Annotated in this window: 12 protein-coding genes; all 12 read left to right on the top strand. The window is 59.5% G+C overall.

Annotated elements, in window-relative coordinates:
- The first annotated feature begins 9 nt into the window (after window positions 1-9).
- The 12 genes from I6L44_RS20595 (at window position 10) to I6L44_RS18660 (ending at window position 15,298) form a co-directional block, all read left to right on the top strand.
- A complete protein-coding gene (locus I6L44_RS20595) occupies window positions 10-441 on the top strand; it encodes a prepilin-type N-terminal cleavage/methylation domain-containing protein (protein ID WP_106844143.1) in 432 nt (143 codons plus the stop codon).
- 58 nt (window positions 442-499) lie between these two features.
- Window positions 500-988, top strand: a complete 489-nt coding sequence (locus tag I6L44_RS18610; protein ID WP_128834795.1) for a type II secretion system protein — start codon at window positions 500-502, stop codon at window positions 986-988.
- Window positions 975-1,535: a type II secretion system protein gene (locus I6L44_RS18615; protein ID WP_216952749.1), complete on the top strand. Its 561-nt coding sequence runs from the start codon at window positions 975-977 to the stop codon at window positions 1,533-1,535. The genes I6L44_RS18610 and I6L44_RS18615 overlap by 14 nt, the downstream gene beginning before the upstream one ends.
- Window positions 1,535-2,464 carry a PilW family protein gene (locus I6L44_RS18620; RefSeq protein ID WP_216952750.1) on the top strand — a complete coding sequence of 310 codons (930 nt, stop codon included), beginning with the start codon at window positions 1,535-1,537 and terminating at the stop codon, window positions 2,462-2,464. The genes I6L44_RS18615 and I6L44_RS18620 overlap by 1 nt, the downstream gene beginning before the upstream one ends.
- 37 nt (window positions 2,465-2,501) lie before the next feature.
- On the top strand, window positions 2,502-2,927 hold the full coding sequence (locus I6L44_RS18625) for an MSHA biogenesis protein MshP (RefSeq protein ID WP_216954499.1): 426 nt from the start codon (window positions 2,502-2,504) through the stop codon (window positions 2,925-2,927).
- Entirely contained in the window at window positions 2,924-6,580 is a 3,657-nt protein-coding gene (locus I6L44_RS18630; RefSeq protein WP_216952751.1) for a DUF6701 domain-containing protein, read from the top strand. The genes I6L44_RS18625 and I6L44_RS18630 overlap by 4 nt, the downstream gene beginning before the upstream one ends.
- Window positions 6,581-6,784: 204 nt before the next feature.
- On the top strand, window positions 6,785-7,825 hold the full coding sequence (locus I6L44_RS18635) for a rod shape-determining protein (protein WP_005340051.1): 1,041 nt from the start codon (window positions 6,785-6,787) through the stop codon (window positions 7,823-7,825).
- Between the two features lie 42 nt (window positions 7,826-7,867).
- A complete protein-coding gene (mreC, locus tag I6L44_RS18640) occupies window positions 7,868-8,764 on the top strand; it encodes a rod shape-determining protein MreC (RefSeq protein WP_216952752.1) in 897 nt (298 codons plus the stop codon).
- Complete coding sequence (gene mreD, locus I6L44_RS18645; RefSeq protein WP_033112548.1) at window positions 8,764-9,249, top strand: rod shape-determining protein MreD; 486 nt, start codon at window positions 8,764-8,766, stop codon at window positions 9,247-9,249. The genes mreC and mreD overlap by 1 nt, the downstream gene beginning before the upstream one ends.
- 2 nt (window positions 9,250-9,251) lie before the next feature.
- Window positions 9,252-9,839 carry a nucleoside triphosphate pyrophosphatase gene (locus I6L44_RS18650; protein WP_216952753.1) on the top strand — a complete coding sequence of 196 codons (588 nt, stop codon included), beginning with the start codon at window positions 9,252-9,254 and terminating at the stop codon, window positions 9,837-9,839.
- 95 nt (window positions 9,840-9,934) lie between these two features.
- Complete coding sequence (gene rng, locus I6L44_RS18655) at window positions 9,935-11,404, top strand: ribonuclease G (RefSeq protein WP_005340056.1); 1,470 nt, start codon at window positions 9,935-9,937, stop codon at window positions 11,402-11,404.
- Window positions 11,405-15,298 carry a YhdP family protein gene (locus I6L44_RS18660; protein ID WP_216952754.1) on the top strand — a complete coding sequence of 1,298 codons (3,894 nt, stop codon included), beginning with the start codon at window positions 11,405-11,407 and terminating at the stop codon, window positions 15,296-15,298.
- Window positions 15,299-15,312 lie beyond the last annotated feature (14 nt).

The raw sequence follows: 15,312 nt of genomic DNA on the forward strand, positions 1-15,312 counted from the left end.
GAAAGTGAAATGAAAAAACAGGCGGGTTTTACCCTGATCGAACTGGTTATCGTGATCATTATTCTGGGGATTCTGGCGGTCACCGCTGCACCCAAGTTCCTGAATCTGCAGGATGATGCGCGTAAAGCAGCTGCTGATGGGGTCAAAGCATCACTACAGAGTGCGGCTCAGATGATTTACAGTAAGGCGGCTATCCAAGGTATTGAAAACTCTTCTTCGGCAGTCTCTGTTGCTGGCACTACCGTCGATGCCAAGTATGGCTATCCGACAGTAGGTACCATTGCAAACGCCGTTACTTTAGATGGGTGGGATGAAGTATCTGCATCCAAAGGGACCTTCAAGCCCAAGGCGGCTGGCAATAACGCTAATTGCCAAGTTAAATACAATGAGGCCACTTCAGCCGCTGCATTCAGTGTTGATGTGACAGGTTGTAGCAACTGATTGAATTATCAAGCGAGGCTTTGGCCTCGCTTTCTTCTTTCCCCCTATGAGAAAAACCATGCCTGCAACCAAGGGCTTTACCCTGATTGAACTGGTTGTGGTGATCCTGTTACTCGGGATTCTCGCCGCCTTTGTCGTGCCCAAATGGCTGGGCAAAGGCGGCGTTGAAACTCAAACTGTGCGTGATGAACTGCTGACCCGTCTGCGGTTGGTACAGACCGTCAATATGCATGAGCCTGCCAACCGCTGTACCCTGCTGGTGGTCGCCTCTCCCCGTTTTGCCCACCGTACTTATGCGGCGTGTCCCGCCAGCGATGATCTGGGCAGTGGTTGGACCGATAACCTGCGCACCCGTGGTCGGCTGGTGACCGCCTCTGACGGAATCACGCTTTCCCTGAACAGCAACAGAAGCTTCGTACTCCGCTTCGATCAGATGGGCAGACCGCTAGGCAGCTGTGCCAACGGTTGTACCTTGCTGGTGAGTGATGGTCGCGAAACCAGCCGCATCCAGATTGAGTCTGAGGGGTATATCCATGAGATCCCTTAAGCGCGGCTTTACCCTGATTGAGCTGATTGTCGGCATAGTGCTGCTGGCGGTGGCCTTGACCGGCATATTGGGGTTACTCATCAATCAGGCGCCCCGGGCGGTGGATCCGGTACAGCAGGTGCGTGCCGCCCAGCTGGCCCAGCGCCTCTCCGGCGAGATCCTGCAAAAGTCGTTTGATGAACATTCGGATCATAATGGTGGCCGTTATCGTTGTGGCGAGCAGGTGGCGGGGGTGAACATAGCTCCCTGCTCCGGCAGTTATGGCCCCGATGGTGAGCCGGCTCCCTACGCCTATAACGATGTGGATGACTTCGATACTGCGGGAAACTGGCGGGATGCCAGCTGGTTTACCCAGACGGCGGCGGGGATCAGCGGCGAGGAGTATCGCAACTATCAGGTCAGGATTGCGGTCAGCGCCGTCGATTTTAGCGATGGCACCTTCAAGAGTTGTAACGCGCCCTGTTCTGTGGGCAAGCGGATTGATCTGCAGATCAAGCTGCCGGATGAGAGCGTACTCGACTTCTCCTTCTACCGGGGGAACTACTGATGAATCGTTCCGCTGTCGGGTGTTGCCTGCCTGTCCGAAAGTCCGCTCCTGTAACCACTTCCGGCCTCCGATTATGTCTGGCGGCTAGTCGAACTTACCGTAAACCTGGGGGTAACAGTGGCTTTACCTTGGTCGAGCTGGTGATGGTGATTCTGCTGCTGGGCATCATGGCGACATTTACCAGCCAGTTTATCGGTATCGGTACCCAGATTTATGGCGATGCCAGCAGTCGTGAGCAGTTGATGAGCGATGCCCGCTTCGCCATGGAGCGGCTTAATCGCGAACTGCGCGATGCGGTGCCGGGATCGGAGCGGATCGAGACGCTTGATGGTACCTGGGTTGACTCGGGGGCTTGCCTGCGGTTCTGGCCTATCAGCACCTCCAGCCGCTATCTGGCGCTTAACCGTGCCATGTCGGGGAGCACGGCCACCCTTGAGCTGGTGATGGCGACCCCGGCTTCTGCTGCCAGCCCGTCGAGTGCAGATCCGTTAGCCGTCGGCAAAGGTGACTGGATGATCGTTTTCCCGGTACCTGACCCAAGTGCAGGGTCGCTGCTGAGCAATTGTGAATATGGCCGCTGTGTGGCCAGGGTTGCTGATGTGCTGGCGCCCGTCTCCGGCGCACAAACGATCCGCTATACCAATAGCGAGAGTCTGGCTGGCCTCTCTCCCGGTAGCCGTGTCTACTTTGCCAATCAACAGGTACGTTATTGCGTTGATGGGGGCACCCTCACTCGTGCCAGTGCCGCAATCGGTGCTCCTTTACCTGCGCAAGGCGTGCTGATGGCAGAGTCGCTCCGCGCTGGCGGTTTCTATCGGGAAACATCGGCATTCAACGCGGAAGGGGAGTTTGGCATGCGGTTCTTGTTCGAACGCAAGGGGGAGTCGGTCACCTTCAGCCACAAGATCGAGGTGTTCAATGTCCCGTGATGCACTCCCGGCAGGACGGATGCGTGGTAGCACCCTGATGATCGCCCTGTTTGTGATCGTGGTGATGGCGCTGCTGGCGGCCGCCATGGGCCGTTTTCTGGTCGACAGTAGCGAGAAAAATACCGTGGAGGTACGCAGTGTGCGTGCTCTGCTGGCCGCCCAGAGCGGGCTGGAGATTGCTCTGTATCAGCTGTTTCCGAACCGGCCTGCTGCGCCATCTCCCCAGGATCGTTGTGACTGGATCAGCCCGACCCCCTCGTTCACCGGCGTTACCGGTCTGGTGCAGTGCCAAGTTGCTGTGCGTTGCACTCAGGTTCCGGTGACCTATAACGGTGCCGTGACTAATGGCTATCGTCTCGAGAGTGTCGGAACCTGTGGTTCCTCTGAACTGGATAGTGCGAGTCCCGATTTTGCCGTGAGCAGAACTCTGATGCTTGAAGCGTATGACGGAGGCGGACAATGAAATGGGTATGGGCGCTTGCCCTCTTTACTGGCCATGTCTGGGCCTTCGACCCTATCGACACAGGCACGCTCTTTCCGGATGTGGTGCAAGGGCATCATGGCAACAACAATAACGTTTGCCATCAGATTAGCGGCTACCAGCTTAGCCAACTCAACAACGCCAAGATCAACGGTTCCGGCGGTTTGCCTCTCAACTTCTGCTCCATCCAGCCGGATCAGAACAATACGCCGCGCTGCGATGATGGTACTGGCGGCTACATGGTTTGTAGCGTTACTGGCAAAGATATCCGCGGGCTGTCCCTGAGCGGGAATAATGCTTTTCCCGCCATCACCTCCAATTCGACCCAGCTCTGTTCGTTCGGTGCGCAAACGGCTTCCAGTACCTCTTATGGTGCGATGACGGTAGAAAACTGCACTATGACGTTCCCCAGCCGCAGCACCTACCTGATCAAGACGCTGACAGTGCGCAACAACGCGATCCTGGTGCTGGGGGAGGGGGATTACTTCATCGACAAGCTGATTCTGGACAGCGGTACCATCCGTCTCTCAGGCAGTGGCACCACCCGGATTTTCGTCAATCAGGATGTCAAGCTGGTCAATACGGTCAATATCAATGCCAATAATCAGGGCAGTCTCATCTGGGTTAACTATAACGACATGGTGATCGACAACCGCACCACGTTTTATGGTTATCTCTATGCCGATGGGAAGCTCACCATGAACAATAATGCCACCGTCTATGGCAGGGTGACGGCCCGCTATCTGGCCATGGATGCCCAGTCCAGCATCAATGAAGCGGTACTTCCGCCGATGCTGACCTGTTTTGTCGACGGTTTCGAAAGCAGCCAGATCAACCCCGACAGTTGGGTCGTGGCTCAGCGCAACAACAGCACATTGCCATCGGTGCAGAATGGTCGCCTGCGTCTCACCCAGAACGTCACCAACCAGGCCACGTCGGCCACTTTCCAGCGCCTCTTCCCCGGGGCTGGTAACCTGGTGACGGTCGAGTTCGATCAATACGCCTACAAGACTTCCGGCACAAGCGGGGCGGATGGCATGGCGGTGGTGCTCTCGGATGCCACCCTGACGCCACAACCAGGTGCGTTTGGTGGCCCCCTAGGATACGGTTTCAAGACCGGGATCAGTGGTTTTGCGGGCGGCTGGCTTGGTGTCGGGATCGACGAATACGGCAACTACGCCAATGAGGGGGGGTCTTATAATATCGGCTCCCGACCGCAGGCCGTATCTATTCGCGGATCCGGCTCCGGTACCTCCGGTTACCGCTACCTGGCCGGAACCGCCAGCAATCTCAACCCGACCGTCGACAGCGGTACCAACAGCAATCGCCCCCACCGCTATCGCATTACGGTCGACTCTCGCACGGCGGGCAACTCGGTGGCCACCGTCGAACGGGATAGCGGTGACGGGTTTCGTACGCTCGTTGGTCCAATCAACATGACGAGCCAGACCGGCCAAGCGACAGTACCGGGCAACTTCCTGCTGTCATTGACTGGGTCCACCGGGTCGGTGACCAACTTCCACGAGATCGATAACGTGCGGATCTGTGCGCTGCGTTCCAGTCCAGTGGGCACCCAGATCGATCATTTCGAATTCGATCACAGCGGCAATGCGCTGACCTGCAACCCTGAAACCCTGACCATTCGGGCCTGTGCCAATGCCGACTGCAGCCTGTTGGTGACCGAGCCCGTGACTGCCACCCTGCAACCCGTAACGAGTAGCAGCGGTGGTTGGGTGGGAGGCAATCAAGTGAGCTTCAGCGGAGGAACCACCACGCTGGCGCTGCGACAGAATACCGCCGGTACGGTGACCGTCGGGGTCAGCGGCTCGACGCCCTCGACCAAACCGTTGAGTACCACCCTGTGCCGGGTTGGCGGTGGCGCCAAGAGTGCGGCTGCCTGTACGCTCACCTTTGCCGACAGCGGATTTATCTTCGACGTGCCCGACACCTACTCGAACCAGCCGCAGACGGTGACCATCAAGGCGGTCAAGAAGAGCGACGTGACCAGGCAGTGCGTGCCGGGGTTTGCCAACCAGAGCAAGAGCGTCAAGTTCTGGGGTAGCTATATCACCCCCACCAGTAACCCCTATAACAGCCAGATGAGCGTCAACAGCAGTACGATTGGTGCCAGTCAGGGCGCTGCAACGCCGCTCTCCCTCGCATTCGATGCTCAGGGGCAGTCGACCATAACGGTTAAGTACCCGGACGCGGGCAAGGTGCAACTGGATGCCCGTTATGATGGTACCGGCAGTGAAGCCGGTCTGGTGATGCTCGGCGCGGATCAGTTTGTAGCGCGTCCGGTGGGCTTGTGCATTACCCCTCCGCAAGGGGTATGCGCGGCAGGTGACAGCAGTTGCCCGGTATTCAAAAAAGCGGGGGAGACGTTTCAGGTAGATATCAAGGCGATGGCCTGGGAGTCGGCTAATGATGGGGATATCTGCGCAGGAAATCAGACTACGCCCAACTTTGTGCTGAGTGGCATTGGCTTGGGTAGCACCTTGGTGGCACCAAGCCCCGGCTCCAATGCCGTATTGGGTACTTCTACTTACAACCACGTGGCAGCGACCAACAGTGTCAATAGCCTTAGCCAGACTGTGAGCGAGGTGGGAGTGTTCCGGATGACGGCGACGCCACCAGCCAATGGCTACTTCAATTACACCATCCCATCAGCCCAGAGCCAGCCGGTGGGGCGTTTTATTCCTGCCGACTTCAATCTGGTCAGCGGTGATATCGTGCCGGCCTGCAATGCGTTCTCCTACATGGGCCAGCCCTTTGGCGTTGCGCTGGATGTGCAGGCTCGTAACACGACGGGTGTACAGACCCTGAATTATACGGGGCCCTTTGCCAAGGGGAGTGCTTTTATCTCGGTTGCCAATAACCAGGATGGTAAATCCCTGTCGAACCGCTTGCGCAGTTTGCAGCCGTTGCCATGGCTAAATGGCCGGGCGACTTTGACTGCCGGTAGCAGCGAGTTTGTGCGCCTCTCTGACACGCAACCGGATGGTCCCTACAACTCTTTGCTGTTTGGCCTTTATATGAGGGATAACGATGGCGACAGAACGCTGATTGCCAGCCCGAATTTCAATGATGCCGTAGTGGGTAACTGCAGTGGCCGCGGTTGTAATGCCCGTTTAATCGACAGTGTGCCAATGAAAGCCTATTTCGGCCGCCTGCAGGCGGGCACGGAGGCAGGCCTGGCCTCGGCGCCGCTGGCCATTCCACTGCAGATGCAATATTACGAAGCGGGCAACTGGCTGCAAAACAAGGAAGATCAATGTACCCAGCTCTCTTTGGCCAATCAGGGGTTCACTTTCCTCAATCCGAGTCACACCTTTGATGCGGCGACTCGCGAGCTGAATTTGGGGGCGGGTCGCAAGATCAAGCTGGGGTTGGGTAGTTCTGCACCGGGTGGGGATGCTGCACTGGCGAAAGACGGGGAGATCCTGTTCCACTTTGCCAAGCCGGACATCTCGGTGCGCATCCCCTACAAGGTCGAATTGGCAAAACAGCCGTCGCAGCCACTCTGGTTGTCTGACCCAACGAGTGCCAATGACGGCAACCTGCAAGGTGAGGCCATTTTCGGCTCCAGCCGGGGTAATGACAGAATTATTTATCGGCGCGAAGTATTGCACTGAATGATGTGAAAGGAGGAATGGCTCAACAGCATCCCCCTAAATCCTTGTTTATTAGTGTTTGCAAGCGTGTGCGAGTGAGTGATGACTCGCATTTTTGTCGCGCCTGATTGATTGGCGACAGTTTGAGCGCTTGCCCATTGGGGTGGGCATTGGTAAAGTTAGCCGGTTTTCTGCACCTCCAAATTCTTAGGATTTCCCGTAGCCATGTTCAAAAAGCTCAGAGGCGTCTTTTCCAACGATCTGTCGATCGATTTGGGAACTGCCAACACCCTGATCTATGTAAAAGATCAAGGGATCGTCCTTAACGAACCCTCAGTTGTCGCCATTCGCCAAGAGCGCGGGAACGCCAAATCGGTCGCTGCTGTCGGTCATGCCGCTAAGCAGATGCTGGGCCGAACCCCGGGCAACATTTCCGCAATCCGCCCGATGAAAGATGGCGTGATCGCCGATTTCTACGTGACCGAGAAGATGCTGCAGCACTTCATCAAGCAGGTTCACGACAACAACTATTTCCGCCCCAGCCCGCGCGTGCTGGTGTGTGTACCGTGCGGTTCAACCCAGGTTGAGCGTCGCGCCATCAAGGAATCCGCACTGGGTGCCGGTGCCCGTGAGGTCTACCTGATCGACGAGCCTATGGCCGCTGCCATCGGTGCCGGCCTGCCGGTCTCCGAAGCGACCGGTTCCATGGTCGTGGATATCGGTGGTGGTACCACTGAAGTGGCCATCATCTCCCTGAACGGTGTGGTCTACTCCCAGTCTGTCCGTATCGGTGGCGACAAGTTTGACGAAGCGATCATCAGCTACGTCCGTCGCAACTACGGCAGCCTGATCGGTGAAGCTACTGCCGAGCGCATCAAGCACGAGATCGGCTCCGCCTACCCGGGCGAAGAGGTGCGCGAGATTGAAGTACGTGGTCGCAACCTGGCTGAAGGTGTGCCGCGCAGCTTTACCCTCAACTCCAACGAGATCCTGGAAGCGCTGCAAGAGCCGCTGTCCGGTATCGTGGCTGCCGTGATGGTTGCGCTGGAACAGTCTCCGCCGGAACTGGCATCCGACATCTCCGAGCGCGGCATGGTGCTAACCGGTGGTGGTGCGCTGCTGAAAGATATCGACCGTCTGCTGATGGAAGAGACCGGTATCCCCGTCGTCGTTGCCGAAGATCCCCTCACCTGTGTGGCCCGTGGCGGCGGCAAGGCGCTGGAGCTGATCGATATGCACGGTGGCGATCTGTTCCACTACGAATAAGACCCAAAGCCGGCCAGCGTGCCGGCTCTTTTTTGACGACCCATGAAACCCATTTTTGGTAGAGGCCCTTCGCTTCAGTTACGGTTGTTTCTCGCCGTCATCATCTCCATTGCTGCCATCGTCGCGGATTCTCGCTTCGGTGTGTTTACCCATGTCCGCGTCTACCTCAGTTCGTTAGTCAGTCCGTTGCAGTACATGGCCAATGCGCCCGGCACCCTGCTCGACACCATGTCGACCCAGGTGCAGACCCGCGCCGATCTCATCGAGCAGACCAAGCAGCAGGAGCAGCAACTGTTCACCCTGCGCGCCCGCCTGCTCAAAATGGATCAGCTGGAGCACGAGAACCAGCGGCTGCGTGAGCTGCTCGGTTCGCCGGTGCACAAAGAGTCCCGCAAGATGGTAGCCGAGCTGCTGTCGGTGGACTCCGACCCCTTCAGCCATCAGGTGCTGATCAACAAGGGGGCACTGGATGGCGTCTACAACGGTCAGGCAGTGATCAACGATCAGGGTGTGATTGGTCAGGTGCTCCATGTGGGCTCCACCACCAGTCGCGTCCTGCTGATCACCGATTCCAGCCACGGCATTCCGGTGCGGGTGCTGCGCAACGATTTGCGTGCCATCGCTTCCGGCAGTGGCGAGCTCGACAAGCTGGAGCTGCGCAACCTGCCGCGCAACACCGATATTCAGGTGGGTGATCTGCTGGTCACCTCCGGTCTTGGTGGCCGCTTCCCGGAAGGTTATCCGGTGGCAACCGTGACCCGTTCCGAGTATGTGGAGGGCAAGCCCTTCGCCCAGATCGAGGCCAAACCGCTGGTCGAGCTGGATCGGTTGCGCTATCTGCTGCTGCTGTGGACCGACAAGAAGCCCGAGGTAAATGACAAGGATGGCGAACGCCCGGCCCCCGCTGCCGCTGCGTCCGCCGCAGGAGCCACTCGCTGATGCTGCAACCCGCCAGTGGCAGGATCTGGATCTGGATCTCGATCCTGCTGGCTTTAAGCCTGTCGATCCTGCCGCTTCCCTTTGAATTTGATCCATTCCGTCCGGACTGGCTGGCCATGGTGCTCATTTACTGGGCACTGGCGTTGCCGCACCGGACCAACGTCGGTACCGCCTGGGTGGCCGGTCTGCTGCTGGATGTGCTGCTTGGCAGCACCCTCGGCGTGCGCGCCATGGCGATGGCCATTACCACCTATCTGGCGGCCTTCCAGTTCCAGAAGATCCGCAACTTCTCCCTCTGGCAGCAGGCGCTGATCATCGGCTGCCTCTCGCTGGTGGGCAAACTGACGGTCTTCTGGGCCGAGCACCTGTTTAGCCGGGCCAGCCTCAACTTCGCCTACTTTTGGTCGACGTTGACGACGATGCTAATATGGCCCTGGGTGTTTCTGGTGTTGCGCAAAGTGCGGCGCCGCTTCAATATCAGGTAAATATGAGCAAAAACAACGAACTGCAACTCTATCTCGCCTCGGGTTCTCCCCGTCGTCGCGAACTGCTGACCCAGCTTGGCTATCGTTTTGATGTGCTGAAACTGGATGTACCGGAGCAACGGGAAGAGGGGGAGAAGCCGCAAGATTATGTCTGTCGTCTCGCTCGCGACAAGGCGATGGCGGGTGTGGCGTGTGCGCCGACAGCGTTGCCGGTGCTGGGGGCCGACACCATAGTGGTGCTGGGGGATAGGGTGCTGGAAAAACCGTCCGATCTGCTCGATGCCAAGGATATGCTGGAGTCCCTCTCCGGCAAGGTGCATCAGGTGATGACCGCGGTGGCGCTGGCCAGCCCCGAGCGTTGTGACGTGCGACTGGTCACCACCAACGTGGCGTTTCGCAAGCTGGACGAGGCCGAGATCGAGGCTTACTGGCAAACCGGCGAGCCCTGTGACAAGGCCGGGGCCTACGGCATTCAGGGTATTGCCGGCAAGTTTGTCAGCCGTATCGAAGGGAGCTACAGCGCCGTGGTCGGCCTGCCGCTGCTGGAGACGGATCTATTGATCAAGCAGCATCTGGAACAACACAAGTAATTTTCCGTCAGCTGTGCTCTGCTGCGTTCTTCCTTGCGCGCGTTGTACCGGATTGGCTGTATAAGAATTCAAAACTGGAACAGGCAAGGTTACTTATGTCGGTAGAACTGCTGGTTAACGTTACCCCCTCCGAAACCCGGGTCGCTCTGGTCGAAAACGGTCTGCTGCAGGAAGTGCATGTAGAGCGTCAGGCCAAGCGCGGCATAGTGGGCAATATCTACAAAGGCAAGATCAGCCGGGTACTCCCGGGTATGCAGGCAGCCTTCGTCGATATTGGCATGGACAAGGCAGCCTTTTTGCACGCCTCTGATATCGTCCCTCACACCGAGTGTGTGGCGGTGAAGGAGAAGGAGCAGTTCCAGGTCGGTAACATCGCCGAGCTGGTGCGTCAGGGGCAGGACATCATGGTGCAGGTGGTGAAAGATCCACTGGGTACCAAGGGTGCCCGTCTCACAACCGATATCACCCTGCCATCCCGCTATCTGGTCTTTATGCCGGGCAGTGCCCACGTCGGTGTCTCCCAACGTATCGAGTCCGAAGCAGAGCGGGAGCGCCTCAAGCGTACCGTAGCTGGCTATGTGGACGAGCTGGGTGGCTACATCATCCGCACCGCTGCCGAAGGGGTGGGGGAGCAGGAGCTGGAGCAGGATGCTGCCTTCCTGAAACGGCTGTGGCGCAAGATCCTCGAACGCAAGCAGAAGTATCCACCCTGCAAGATCCTCTACGAGGATCCCAGTCTGGCATTCCGGGTAGTGCGCGACTTCGTCGGTGCCGAGCTCGACAAGATCCGCGTTGACTCCCGCCAGAGCTTCGATCAGCTCAAGCGCTTCACCGAAGAGTACGTGCCTGAGCTGGCCAGCAAGCTGGAGTACTACCCAGGCGAGTCGCCGATCTTCGATCTCTACGACGTGGAGAACGAGATCCAGCGGGCGCTGGAGCGCAAGGTAGAGCTGAAATCCGGCGGCTACCTCATCATCGACCAGACCGAAGCCATGACCACGGTGGATATCAACACCGGCGCCTTTGTCGGCCATCGCAATCTGGAAGAGACCATCTTCAACACCAACGTCGAGGCGACGGCGGCCATCGCCCGCCATCTGCGCCTGCGCAATCTCGGCGGCATCATCATCATCGACTTCATCGACATGCAGTCGGAAGATCACCGCCGTCGGGTGCTGCACAGCCTGGAGCAGGCGCTCTCAAAGGATCGCGCCAAGACCAACGTCAATGGCTTCTCCCAGCTCGGCCTGGTGGAGATGACCCGCAAGCGTACCCGCGAGAGTCTGGAGCATGTGCTCTGCTCCGAATGCCCCGAGTGCAAGGGGCGTGGGCGGGTCAAGACGGTGGAGTCGGTCTGCTTCGAGATCCTGCGGGAGATTATCCGGGTCAATCGCGCCTACGATGCGGATCAGTTCACCGTCTACGCGGCCCCAGCCGTGGCCGACTACCTCCATGGCGAGGAGTCCCACAGTCTGGCGGAGCTGGAAGTGTTCATCGGCAAGCAGGTGCGGGTAGTGAGCGAACCCCTCTGTGGTCAGGAGCAGTTCGACGTGGTGATGATGTAATTGGTCTATCGCTGGCTGAGTCGGGGCTGGTTGGCCCTGGGGGTCCTGTTCGTACTGATGGCCATGCTGGTCACCTTGGTACGGGTCGGGGGCCCTTTGCTGAATCAATACCGGGAGAGTCTGATCCACACTCTGCTGGGTGATTCACAACTCAAGGTCAGCGTGGAGCAAGTGGGGCTGGACTGGACACAGTCCGGGCCCGCCCTCGAACTGCAGCAACTCGCCATCGCCCCGGATTCGGGGCGTTTTGCCGTACAGCTCGGCAAAGCCTGGGTGCATCTCGACTTCTGGCGCACTATTAACGAGCTAAAGCCGGTGTTTGGCGAGCTGATCCTGAGCGATGGCGATATCACCATCGACTTGCGCCAACCGGCTGACGACAGCCCCTCCGGCGATCCCCAGCAGGGTGCCCTGCTGCGCTTTCTGCTGACCCAGCTCTCCACCTTCGATGTGCACAACACCCGCCTCAGCGTCACCACCTCCCTCGGTGATCTGCGTGCCCTCGACATCGCCCAGCTGCGCTGGCAGAACCGTGGCAAGCGCCATCAGGGGGTCGGCAAGGCCTATCTCATCAACGGGGTGGGCGAGAGCACCCTCGATCTGATACTCGATGTAGATACGCCGCAAGATCGACTCGATCGCCTCAAGGGGCAGCTCTATCTGGGGGCCCGCCAGCTCGATATCACCCCGACCCTGGCCAGGATCCATGCTGGTGAACCCAGGGTTACCGGTCAGCTCGACTTCCAGCTCTGGAGCGAGTTTGACAGCGGCAAGCTGGGCAATACCCTGCTGGCGTTTGGCAACAACTACCTGATCTGGAAGGATCCCAAGAAAGGGGAGATGCACCGCTTCGGCCTCGATGGCGGCAAGATCCAGCTGCGCCGTGAGGGCACCGACTGGCAACTGGCCAGCCATAACGTCACCTTCAAGCTGGACGGCAAACCCTGGTTGCAGAGCCGCTTGCAGCTGGAGCGGGTCGGGGATCGGGTGCAGGGCTATCTGCCCAGCATAGAGTTCGACAAGATCACCCAGATCAGTCAGCTGGTCTCGGCGCTCTACCCCACACTCTGCGAGACCCTGCGCCAGACCAATCCGCAGGGTTCGGTGCAGGATCTGACGCTGCTGGCCAACGCCGACTGGCAGGATCTCTCCCTCAGTGGCCGCTTCAGCAAGGTGCGTCTCAAGGCCTGGCAGGATATACCCGGGATGCAGGATCTCAACGGCGAGTTCTGGCTTACCCCGACCGGTGGTAGCGCCAGACTGGCGCTGGCGAACGACAAGGTGGATCCCGCCCGTCACTTCAAGATGCCGATCCCGGTCGACAACTTCTCGGCCCGCCTCGACTGGTGGCGCGAGGAACAGGGCTGGGTGCTCTACGGTCAGGATATCGCGCTGGATAACCCGGATCTGACCCTGGCCAGCCGTTTCCGCCTCGATCTGTTCGAGCACCCTTTCCTCGCCCTGACCGGTCGCATCGATGTGAAGAATGCGGGCCATGCGGATCGCTACTTCCCGCTGCAGGTGATGGACAAGGGGCTGGTGGATTACCTGAGCGGCGCCATCAAGGGGGGCAAGGCCAAGGGGGCCGACCTGCTCTGGTATGGGGAGTTTCGGGATTTCCCCTACGACAACGGCAAGGGCATCTTCCAGGTGGCGGTGCCGCTGGAGCAGGCCACCTACGAGTTCTTCCCCGGTTGGCAACCGCTTACCGACCTGCAGATCGATCTCTTGTTCCAGAATGCCGGTCTCGATATGCGCAGCCGATCCACCAAACTGGGCAAGGCGAGCTCCGACTCGGTGCATGCCTGGATCCCGGATCTCTCCCCCGGCGCCCACCTCTATGTGGATGCCAAGGTGCAGGGGGAGGGCAAGGCCATCAGCGACTACCTGCAGGACTCCCCGCTGGGCAGTTCGGTAGGTCAGGCGCTGCGAGAGATCGAGATCCACGGCCCGATGGCCGGTTCGGTCAAGCTCGATATTCCTCTCGATGGCGAGAGCGAGGTCAAGGCGAGCGGTGATGCCACCTTCAGCAACAACAAGGTGCGGGTCGCCAGTCTGGATCTGCCGCTGGAGAAGGTGCAGGGGCGCCTCGAATATGACAACGAGCAGACCCGTTTCAGCAACCTCAAGGCGACTCTGTGGAATCAGCCGCTCACCCTCAACTATCAGGGGCGTCAGCATCCTGACCACTATCAGGTCGACCTCGATTTCAAAGGCCAGTGGGATAGCCGCCGCCAGCCCGCTGCCATCTCCTCATACGGCATCCTCAACGGCCGCAGCAACTGGGGCGGCAAGCTCGGGTTGACCCTGCCCGACAGCAAGCCGCTGCGCTTCCAGCTGGCGCTTGACTCCAACCTGCAGGGGATGGGACTGGATCTGCCGCTGCCGCTGGCCAAGAGCAGTGCCAGCCGGCTGCCGCTCAAGGTGATCGCCCGTGGCCGGGATGGCAGCGCCGACATTCGCGCCGTACTGGGGGCTGATGTGGATATGCAGACCCGACTGGTCTACGGCGAAGGGGTGCCTTATCTCAGCCGAGTTCGGGTCGATGTGGGCCAGCCGGGCGCCCGGGTGCTGCGTGATGCCCCCATGCTGCTCGCCATCAACCAACAGGAGGCCGATGTCGGTGGCTGGCTGGCACGACTCAAGCAGTGGCTGCCGGCGCAGAACCAGACCGGCAATGCGGTGGTTGGCCCTGCCTTCCTGCCGCAGGAGTGGTGGGTGGATGGACAGCTGGCTCGCGCCTATATCGGCAGTGCCACCCTCAAGGCGGCGCGTTTCACCGTGGGGCCGACCAATCAGGCGACCGAGGTGATGATCGACAGTCCCGACGTGATGGGGGTGATCCGCCTGCCTGCAGTGGCCAATCGCCCGGTGGATGCAAAGTTTGCCCGCATCTACTGGTCCGGCAAGAGTTCGGATCTCAGCCCGGATCCCGATGCCAAACAGGACAACGCCATCATGGCATCCATCCCCTGGTTGAAGGTGAGTTGTGTCGATTGCCGCTTTGGCGCATTGCCGCTCGGTGAAGTGAAAGGGGAACTGGTGCCCGGCGCCAACAAGGTGACACTCAAGGGGCTGGATGTGCGGCTGGCAGGTAGTCAGCTCACCGGCAGCGTCGACTGGCTGGCCGATGGCAACCGGATGCAGACCCGTGCCCGTGGCAAGCTGACCAGCAACAACAGCGAGCTGCTGCTCAAGCGGCTCGGCTACACCTCGCCCATCGGCGATGCTCCCGGCTCCCTCGCTTTTGATCTGAACTGGCAGGATGTGCCCTATCGCCCGAGCCTGCCGACTCTGGGGGGAAGTGCCAACTATCAGCTGGAGGGTGGCACCCTGCGGGAGGTCAACGACAAGGGGGCGCGGCTGCTCTCTCTGCTCAGCCTCGATTCCCTGCTGCGCAAACTGCGGCTCGATTTTCGCGATGTGTTCGACAAGGGCTTCTACTTCGAATCCATGTCCGCCTCTGCCACCATCAAGCAGGGGCTGGTCAGCAACGATGATTTCTATATGAAGGGGGCGGCAGGCAACCTGCGCGGCGAGGGGATCGCCGATCTGGTGCGCTGGCGGCTCGACTACGAGCTGAGCTTCTCCCCCAATCTGGGGGGCACCCTGCCGGTGGTGGCGGCCTTCTCCATCACGCCGGTCACGGGTCTCTATGTGCTGGCCCTCTCCAAACTGCTGGAGCCGGTGGTGGATGTGGTGACCCGCATCGATTTTCGCATCTCGGGCCCGCTCGACGCACCCAAGCTGATCGAGGCGGGGCGCGATCGCGCGCGCATCAAGCTCAACCAGCAGCAGAAAGAGGCGGTTGACGCCGTTGCTCCCAGCCTGCCGACCCAAGAGGTGACCCCTTTCCTGCTGAGCCCCAAACATGCGGGGCCCGCTCAGCGCTGAACGAGCGGCCCGGC

The sequence above is a fragment of the Aeromonas sp. FDAARGOS 1414 genome (assembly GCF_019047065.1).
Classification (GTDB): Bacteria; Pseudomonadota; Gammaproteobacteria; order Enterobacterales; family Aeromonadaceae; genus Aeromonas; species Aeromonas veronii_A.